Consider the following 8526-nt stretch of genomic DNA (forward strand, 5'->3'; position numbering starts at 1 on the left):
TGATGCGGGCCATCAAGAACCTGGATCCGGAACGCCGGGCCAAGATCGCACGCGACACCCAGCGTATCTATGCCCCGCTCGCCAACCGGCTGGGTATCTGGCAGGTCAAGTGGGAGCTCGAAGACCTGAGCCTGCGCTACCTCAATCCCGACGAGTACAAGCGCATCGCCAAGCTCCTGGCCGAGCGCCGCGAGGAGCGCGAGCACTATATCGCCGTCGTTATGCAGACCCTGCACGACAAGTTCGACGAGGCCGGTATCGCGGCCGAGATCACCGGCCGCCCGAAGCATATCTACAGCATCTGGCGCAAGATGCAGCGCAAGGAGGTCGAGATTGCCGAGATCTTCGACCTGCGCGCGGTGCGCATCCTGGTCGGCTCGGTCGCGGACTGCTACGCCGCGCTCGGGCTGGTGCACGGACTCTGGAAGCACATCCCCAAAGAGTTCGACGACTATATCGCCACGCCCAAGGGCAACATGTATCGGTCGCTCCATACCGCCGTCGTCGGGCCGCAGGACAAGCCGCTCGAGGTGCAGATCCGCACCCACGAGATGCACCAGCATGCCGAGTTCGGTGTCGCCGCCCACTGGGCCTACAAGGAGGCCAAGGGTCACGACGCCGAGTTCCAACGGCGTGTCATCTGGATGCGCAACTGGCTCGAGCTCAAAAACGAAGGCGACGAGACCGGCGGCTTCCTCGAGCGTTTCAAGGCCGAGTTCGAGCCGATCCACATCTATGTGCTGACCCCGCAGTCCAAGGTGATCGAGCTGCCCAAGGGATCCACGGCACTCGACTTCGCCTACGCCATCCACTCGGAGGTCGGCAATCGCTGTCGCGGCGCACGCATCAACGGGCGGATCGTACCGCTGAACTACGAGCTGCGCAGCGGCGAGACGGTCGAGATCCTGACCCAGAAGAACGCCTCGCCCAGCCGCGATTGGTTAAGCCCGCATCACGGCTATCTGACCACGGCGCGTGCCCGCAACCGGGTTCGCCAATGGTTCAAGCAGCTCGATCACGATCAGCATCTGCAAGGCGGCCGCGTCACGCTCGAGCGCGAGCTCGGCCGACTGGGCATCGCGGACAAACCCAATCTGGAAGAGCTTGCGACCCGCTTCAACTTCAAGCGCGGGGAGGACCTCTTGGCCGCGATCGGGCGCGGCGATCTGTCGGTCGGACAGGTCGCACGCCAGGTCGGGGAGCGCAAGACCGAGGAGATCAAGGAGGTCGAGCCCAAGCTCCGTCAGCCGCACAAGCCGCGGGTCGAAGGCGCTACGGATGTTGTGGTGGAGGGCGTCGACGACCTCATGACTCATCTCGCCCCCTGCTGCAAGCCGGTTCCCTACGATCCCATCGTCGGCTTCGTCACCCGCGGGCGCGGCGTCACCATCCATCGCAAGGACTGCAGCAACCTCAAGAACCTGCCGCCCGCGGAGGCCGAGCGCCTCATCGAGGTCCGCTGGGCGGATCAACCCGCCGATGCCGGCTATTCGGTGGACGTGCTGGTGATCGCCGCCGACCGTAAAGGTCTGCTGCGCGATGTCTCCTCGGTGCTCTCCGACGACGACGTGGACGTGCTCGGGGTGAACACCCATTCGGAGCGCTCAACGGACACGGCGGCGATGCGCTTCACGCTGGAAGTCAAGAACATGGCGCATCTCGAGAAGATCCTGGCGAAGCTGCAGCAGATTCCGGATGTCCTGGACGTACGGCGGTCCTACTGAGATGCTGCGCGCAGAGATCGAAGGGGCGCGACAGGCGCCGATGCACGTATCGCTCGGGAGCATCGTCGAGGCGTTCGAGATCGCCTCGCCGGTCGAGGCGATCAATCCTTACGGGCGCGGGCTGATCAACGACACCTTTCGCGTCGCGGCCGGCGGCAAGCGCTACGTGCTCCAGCGCATCAACGGCGCGGTCTTTCCCGATCCGTTGCGGATCATGTCCAACATCCAGGCGCTCGATCGACAGGCGCGGCAGCATGCCGATCTCGGATTCCGCGTCCCGGCGTTGATCGCGACCCGTGCGGGCGATGCGGGTCTGCGCACCTCGGACGGGAACGTCTGGCGTCTCATGACGCTGATCGAGGATGCCGTCGGTCTGCCCCGCATCGAGACTCCCGAACAGGGCGGCGAGGTCGGCAGGCTACTGGGTCGCTTCCATACCCTGCTGCAATCGCTGCCCGCCGGGGCACTGAGCGTCACGCTACCCGGATTCCACGACACGCCGTCCTATCTCGCACGCTTTCTGTCGGTTCTGGAACGGATCGAGGGCGCCAGGCACGACCCTGCCGTCGAGACCTGCGTCCGGTTCGCGCTCGACCGCGGAGCGCTCGCGCCCCGGCTCGCCGATGCGCGCGACCGCGGCGAGATCCCCGTGCGCGTTATCCACGGCGACCCCAAGCTCGACAACATCCTGTTCGACTGCCACAGCGGCCGTGCACTCGCCCTGATCGACCTCGACACCCTGCAACCCGGCCTCATCCTCCACGACATCGGCGACTGTCTGCGCTCTTGCTGCAATCGCAGCGGAGAGTCCGCGGACGGGCGCAACCGCGTCGCGTTCGATCTCGCCGTCGCCGAGCCGATCCTCCACGCCTATGCCGAGCAGACGCGCGATTGGCTGAGCGCCGCAGAGATCGCCCTGATCCCCGAAGCGATCCGCCTCATGCCCTTCGAGCTCGGCCTGCGATTCATGACCGATCATCTGGAAGGCGACCGTTATTTCAAGGTCGCGGAGCCAGGCGAGAATCTACGCAAGGCGGGGACCCAATTCGCCTTAGTCGAGGACATCGAAGGGAAGGCCGAAGACATCAAGGCGATGGTTCGCCGCTGTTTTCACGCCCCGTAGGCTGTGCCGAGCGGAAGCGAGGCACAGCCAAACGCCGGTGGTTGTTGTGCTTCCTATCGTCAGCACAACCTACAGCGCTTACCCAACGACCGGAGGTCACACCGTGCCCGGAACCGACGATGCCCTGCTTCGCGCGCTGACCCACCTCGCCGATCTGCTCGCCCGCATCGGGCACCCGCGGGCCGCGGAGGTTGCGGATCTGGTCACCCTTTTCGCGGAGTCACCCGAGCGTGTGCGGCATCGCCTCGACGCCAACGACTGGTGGGCCGGCGCCGGCTCCCTGGCGGCGGAGACCATGGCCGACAATCCCGGCATGCCCGAGACAGTGTGGCGCCGCGAGGTCCGCGAGTTTCGCGAGTTGATGATCGAGATCGGCGAGGCCCTGCATGCCGAAGGCGCCGCCAATCCGGGCATCTCCTCCTGGCTCCTCGCCTTCAACAACTGGAACGCGTCCGAGGTTTGAGATGACGCGCCTGGCGCGTCGGCAGCGTCCCCTCGGTCTTCGGCGACGGCGGCGGGATCCGTCGCGTCGGGTCGAACGACAGGCGTCCACGCGCACCGCAGGCGGCATAGTCGTTGCGCAGTGCCTCGTTGGCTGACTCCGCCGCCCCCTGCAGCGAGAGCCAGGCGTGCAGGCCCTCGTAGAGCTGTTCCAGCGGGATGCCGTGCGTCTTTCCCGAGTGCGCGAAGAACCAGTCTGACCAGGCGAGAAAGCGATCGAACGGCGCATCGCCCAGCAGGAGCGGCAGCGTCAGCCCGAAGCGCCCTGAATTGCCAACCAGATCCCAATAGCGCGCGAACCGCGTCAGCCGCTGCATGGTCGCCCGGTCGATGCGGTCGCTCGCGAGCAGGCTGTAGGGCGGGTCGGGGCTGAACACCAACCCGAACCGCTCGGCCTGCCGACAGACAGGCGCACCGCGCAGCCGCTTCAGAATCCCGACCTGGATCTCGTGCGGACCGATCCGCATCAACCGGTCGAAGCCGGCCGCGAACGAGCCCGGATCCTCGCCCGGCAGACCGATGATTAGATCGGCGTGCAGATGGGCCGTCGTTTCGGCATGCAGCCAGCGCAGATTGGCCTCGGCCTGCACATCGTCCTGACGCCGCGAGATCAGCGCCTGCACCTCGGGATTAAAGGTCTGCACGCCGATTTCCAGCTGCAGCGTGCCCGGCGGAAACGCCGCGAGCATCCCCTTCAGCCGCTCCGGCAGATGATCCGGGACAAGCTCGAAGTGCAGAAAGGGCAGGTCGTCCGGACGCTCCCGGATGCGCTCCAGAAAAAACCCCAGGATCGCCGCAGCGTGATCGATCTTCAGGTTGAAGGTGCGGTCGACGAACTTGAAGCGGCGAGCACCGCGCGCATACAGCCGTTCCAGCTCCGCGATCAGGGGTTCGAGCGGAAACGGCCACGCGGTCCGATCCAGCGCGGACAGGCAGAAGGCACACTTGAACGGACAACCGCGCGACGCCTCGACGTAGAGGTTTCGCCGCCGCAGATCCAGGTCCGAAAAATCGTCGTAGGGAAAGCGAATCCTGTCGAGCGGCGGCTGCTCGCCCACATGCACCTTCGCCGCGGGCCGATGTCCGTCCAGGATCGCGCCCGCCAGCCGGGCGAAGGTCACCTCGCCCCAGCCCGTAACGACATAGTCGGCCAGCGCGCAGATCCGCTGCGACTCCACCTCGTGACTCACCTCCGGACCGCCGAGCACGATCACCACATCCGGAGCGGTTTCCTTGAGCAGGGCGACGACACGTGTCAAGGGCGCGACGTTCCAGATGTAGACCGACAACCCCACGACGCGCGGGCGTTCGGCCAGCAGCTGCTCGACGACCTCCTCGGGCGCCGCGCCGAGCACGAATTCGCACAGCATGCTGACCTCGCGCAGCGGCCCCAGATTCGCCCGCAGATAGCGCAACGCCAGCGAGGCATGCGCATAGCGAGCGTTCAGGGTGGCGAGGACGATCGGGGTCGGCATGCTTGGACTCCTGGTGCGTTGGAAAGGGTACTTGATCTCGTCCAAACCGTTTGGAGTCGAGTCCGCTGTGATCGGGAGCGCAAGATGATCGCGCCAATCCATTGCGGGCGATTGCAGAAACCGCTATCGTTTTAGCTATGAACAGCAAGCACCGCAAGACCCTCGAGGTCATCTTTGCCGATCCGATCAACGGCAATCTCGACTGGTCGCGGATTGAAGCCCTGCTGGTATCTATCGGTTGTCGCGTTGTCGAAGGTAGCGGCTCGTCAGTGGGCTTCGAGAAGAACGGAGTGCGGGTGCGGTTCCATCGCCCGCATCCGGGAAAAGCGGCACTTAAGTATCGGGTCAAGGACGCCCGCGCATTCCTGCAACAGATCGGAATCACGCCATGACCACGATGAACACCATGACATACCGCAACTATGCCGCTCGCATCGACTACGATCCCGACGACAGGATCTTTGTCGGCCACTTGGCCGGCATTCGCGACATCGTCGGTTTCCACGGCGAGAGCGTCGCCGACTTGGAAGCCGCGTTTCACGAAGCCGTCGACGATTATCTTTCGATGTGCGAGCAGCTCGGGCAACCGCCCGACCGTCCGGCAAGCGGCAAGCTGATGCTGCGCATCCCGCCGGATGTTCACGCCAAAGCGATCCGATCCGCCGAGCTGGCCGGTACGAGTTTGAACCAATGGGCCGCGAAGGTGCTCGAGGAGGCGTCAACGAAATAAGGCTATCCCTCGCCGAACATGCACGCCAGATCGATCTCGATGGCTTCAAAGGGAGGGATGCGGGCACGGCTCTGGTCCGTGAGCGTGCCGATGACACGGAAATGGCCGCTGTCGAGCTGATGGGCGATCAGGGTGCGATCCTCGGGCCGCATCAAGCAGTAAAAAGGAACCGCATGGCGCTGCAGCAGCTAGGGCAAGAGCAGGGTGTCCTTGTGCTCGTGACCCGGCGAGACAATCTCGCACACCCAATCCGGCGGGAGGTCGACGACGCCGTCGGGCAAGCGTGGCAGGCGCTCTCGGCGCCAGCCGGCGAGTTCGTGCGATGGGCACTCGTGGGTCTCATAGGCGACGCTAACCTCCGTGCCGATCCACTCACCGCCAGGATCCGATCGGCGGTCGAAGGGCCCCAGCTCGCTCGACGCGCGGCTTTGCGCCTGCGCCTGCGCGAGCCTGAATTCATCTTCAACGGCTTGTTTATTAAGCGAATCGTCTGCGTTTTTAACACTCGTTCGGTCATCGTGGCAGCCTGGATTTCATCAATAAGCTTTCACTAATATGCGCGCATATCGGGTCAATGCGGCCCGTGCCCGGAGCCACCCGCGTCGTTACCACGCGCTGGCGCGTGGGCTGACCATCGACCGCATCGACGCGGACGTGTGGAATGTCGCTAAGTCCGAGATCCTCGATTGGATGGGGACCGAGCTGGCTGGCCTGAAGACGTCCGGTGCCTTCGCCTTGGCCGAGGCGCCGATCACTCGGGTGGAGATCGCAACCATGGAGGTCGAGCACGGGACAGGTTTGTCGGCGCCGGGCGGTGAGTACGAGATCGAGGCATCGGCCGTCGACATCGCCCGCCAGTTCGAGGCGGCCGGCCGGGTGTTGGGCAACGGTCTGCATGATCCCTATTGGCGAACCCACGCGGAGCGGGATGCGCTCGATGTCAAGATCGTATTGGCCCTGGATACAGGGGCGATGAAGCGCCTGGAAGCAAGGGCAGAGAACGCCTTCGATCATCTCTACGATCGATTCAAAGGTCAGGTCGGTGCCCTGCCGGAGGGGCGGAGGGGCGGCGCCGGCGTTACGAGCGGCTTCGGCTGGCAACCGCAAAGCCCGTCGAGACGCCGTGGAATCTGCCGGACAGTATCGATTTCCGGCGAACGCCGGGCGCTCCGCGGTAAGAGCGACATCTCTATCTTGAAGATGACGGGCACTTCCGCGCGGACTTGGGCACTTGGGAAGCAGGCGTTTTGGCGGAGGAGCTTGCAGATCCCGAGGTCGTGGGCTGGCTGCGCAATCAGGATCGCAAGCCCTGGTCGCTCGAAATCCCCTACGAACATGGCGGGGCGGTTCGGCCCATGTTTCCCGACCTTGTCATCGTGCGTCGGGTGAGCGAGGGCAAGGGGTTTCTGTTCGATATCCTGGAGCCCCATGACCCGAGCCTTGGGGACAACGTCGAGAAGGCCGTCGGACTGGCGCGTTTCGCCGAGCCCCATGGGCATCTGTTCGGGCGGATCCAGTTGATCCGCCGCCGGCATTCGCCGGCGGGCGGGGACGCATTCTTCCGTCTCGAGATCAACCGGACCGCGATGCAGAAAAAAGCTGCTGTTGGTGACAACCAATCCGCAGCTCGACGCCTTGTTTACTGCGGAAGCGATAAGCGTCGGCTCGAGTGGTGGGTAACCAATGGCAGACTAGGACGCCCTACTTCTCCTTCGCGTAAGGCCAGGCGACGACACCGCCTTCCATGACCTTCACGTTGTGCCAGCCGTGGGCGTTGAGGATGGCCGCGCCTTCGTATCCGCGCAGCGAGATCTTGCAGTAGAGGATGATCTCTCTGGACTTGTCCTGCGGCAGCTCGCCGAGCCGGTCGCGTAAAGCACCCAGCGGGATCAGGGTCTCGCCGATGCCCAGGCGTGTCTCCTCGAACTCCTGGGGGCTGCGGGTATCCAGGATAAAGCAGTCTGCGCCGGTGTCGACGCGGTGCTTGACCTCGCTTGCCGAGAGCCCGGTCATGTGGCCATGGAGCTTGTTGTCCATGACCTGGGCGGAGCTGATCACATGATCGATGGCGAGCGAGTAGGGTGGGGCATAGGGCAGATCGGCGTTGACCATGTCCTCGACGGTCAGCTTGCCGCGGATCGCCATCGCGACGACCGCCACGCGCTTGCTGACATCCCCCGGGCCAATGCATTGGAAGCCGAGGATGCGCCCGGTCTTGCGATCGGCGACCAGCTTGCTGATCAGCAGCTTGCCGCCCATGTAGCCGGGGATGTCGAGCCCGGAGATGATTGCCGTCTCGATGTCGTCGAAACCTGCCTCGTCGGCATCCTTGGCCGAGAGTCCGGTAAAGCCGACCGCGTAGTCGAAGATCTTGCAGATGCCGGTCTGGATGATGCCGGGGAAGCTGGCGCTGCCCTCGATCACCAGATTCTGACCGGCGACGCGTCCCTGTAGATTGGCGAGGTCGCCGTAGGGCGCACGCACGGCTTTGCCGCTGATCAGCGAGGTGCACTCTACGCAGTCGCCGACGGCATAGATGTCCGGGTCGGAGGTCTGCATCTGCGGGTTGACGCGGATGCCTCCGACCGAGCCGATCTCGATTCCGGCCGCTTGGGCGAGCTTGATATTGGGTCTGACCCCGACGGCGATCACCGCGACCTCGCAGGGCAGCTCGGTGCCGTTCTCAAGCTTGACGCCGACCAGCTTGCCGTTCTCCCCGAGCAGCTCGACAACACCGTTGCCGACGATGATGTCGGGGCCGTGTGCGCGGACGTGGTTCTCGACCAGCTTCGACAGGTCGGAATCAAGAAACGGCAGGATCTGCCGGGTCTTCTCGATCACGGTCGTGTGAATCCCGGCGAGCCGCAGCGCCTCGCAGACCTCGAACCCGATCAGACCGCCGCCCACGACCACGGCCTTGGTTGCCTTCTTCTCGTCGCGGACCGCCCGCAGGGCATCCGCATCGGCCATCGA

The 8526-nt window shown here is 64.6% G+C and carries 9 protein-coding genes; 7 read left to right on the plus strand and 2 right to left on the minus strand.

Annotated features, from left to right (window positions below; all coding sequences use genetic code 11):
- The 3 genes from VLR48_RS03620 to VLR48_RS03630 all read left to right on the plus strand — a co-directional run.
- Nucleotides 1-1724 (plus strand): bifunctional (p)ppGpp synthetase/guanosine-3',5'-bis(diphosphate) 3'-pyrophosphohydrolase (locus tag VLR48_RS03620; protein WP_325290467.1); only part of this gene is annotated, 1724 nt, incomplete at its 5' end.
- On the plus strand, nucleotides 1696-2847 hold the full coding sequence (locus VLR48_RS03625) for an aminoglycoside phosphotransferase family protein (protein WP_325290468.1): 1152 nt from the start codon (nucleotides 1696-1698) through the stop codon (nucleotides 2845-2847). The genes VLR48_RS03620 and VLR48_RS03625, both read left to right, overlap by 29 nt.
- A gap of 103 nt (nucleotides 2848-2950) precedes the next feature.
- A complete protein-coding gene (locus VLR48_RS03630; protein WP_325290469.1) occupies nucleotides 2951-3310 on the plus strand; it encodes a hypothetical protein in 360 nt (119 codons plus the stop codon).
- Here the strand turns inward: VLR48_RS03630 and VLR48_RS03635 are convergent.
- Nucleotides 3282-4823, minus strand: coding sequence for a B12-binding domain-containing radical SAM protein (locus tag VLR48_RS03635; protein WP_325290470.1), 1542 nt, complete (start codon nucleotides 4821-4823; stop codon nucleotides 3282-3284). The genes VLR48_RS03630 and VLR48_RS03635 overlap by 29 nt on opposite strands.
- A gap of 101 nt (nucleotides 4824-4924) precedes the next feature.
- On the opposite strand from VLR48_RS03635, the gene VLR48_RS03640 reads away from it, so the two are divergent.
- From VLR48_RS03640 to VLR48_RS03655, 4 genes are read left to right on the plus strand one after another with little or no spacing between them, the layout of a single operon-like run.
- Nucleotides 4925-5215 (plus strand): type II toxin-antitoxin system HicA family toxin, encoded by a 291-nt coding sequence (locus VLR48_RS03640; protein ID WP_325290471.1) that lies wholly within the window; start codon nucleotides 4925-4927, stop codon nucleotides 5213-5215.
- Nucleotides 5212-5553, plus strand: a complete 342-nt coding sequence (locus tag VLR48_RS03645; RefSeq protein WP_325290472.1) for a type II toxin-antitoxin system HicB family antitoxin — start codon at nucleotides 5212-5214, stop codon at nucleotides 5551-5553. Before VLR48_RS03640 ends, VLR48_RS03645 begins: the two co-directional genes overlap by 4 nt.
- A complete protein-coding gene (locus tag VLR48_RS03650) occupies nucleotides 5514-6107 on the plus strand; it encodes a hypothetical protein (protein ID WP_325290473.1) in 594 nt (197 codons plus the stop codon). Before VLR48_RS03645 ends, VLR48_RS03650 begins: the two co-directional genes overlap by 40 nt.
- Before the next feature lies 1 nt (nucleotide 6108).
- Nucleotides 6109-6942, plus strand: a complete 834-nt coding sequence (locus VLR48_RS03655) for a hypothetical protein (RefSeq protein ID WP_325290474.1) — start codon at nucleotides 6109-6111, stop codon at nucleotides 6940-6942.
- Nucleotides 6943-7254: 312 nt separating this feature from the next.
- On the opposite strand, the gene VLR48_RS03660 is transcribed toward VLR48_RS03655, so the two are convergent.
- The coding region (locus VLR48_RS03660; protein WP_325290475.1) for an FAD-dependent oxidoreductase at nucleotides 7255-8526 on the minus strand (1272 nt) is incomplete at its 5' end.

Source organism: Thiocapsa sp. (assembly GCF_035467215.1).
GTDB lineage: Bacteria > Pseudomonadota > Gammaproteobacteria > Chromatiales > Chromatiaceae > Thiocapsa.

Coding starts and splice junctions, on each gene's coding strand:
- VLR48_RS03625 (WP_325290468.1), top strand. CDS start 1,696: ATGTCCTGGACGTACGGCGGTCCTACTGAGATGCTGCGCGCAGAGATC.
- VLR48_RS03635 (WP_325290470.1), bottom strand. CDS start 4,823: ATGCCGACCCCGATCGTCCTCGCCACCCTGAACGCTCGCTATGCGCAT.
- VLR48_RS03645 (WP_325290472.1), top strand. CDS start 5,212: ATGACCACGATGAACACCATGACATACCGCAACTATGCCGCTCGCATC.
- VLR48_RS03650 (WP_325290473.1), top strand. CDS start 5,514: ATGGGCCGCGAAGGTGCTCGAGGAGGCGTCAACGAAATAAGGCTATCC.
- VLR48_RS03655 (WP_325290474.1), top strand. CDS start 6,109: ATGCGCGCATATCGGGTCAATGCGGCCCGTGCCCGGAGCCACCCGCGT.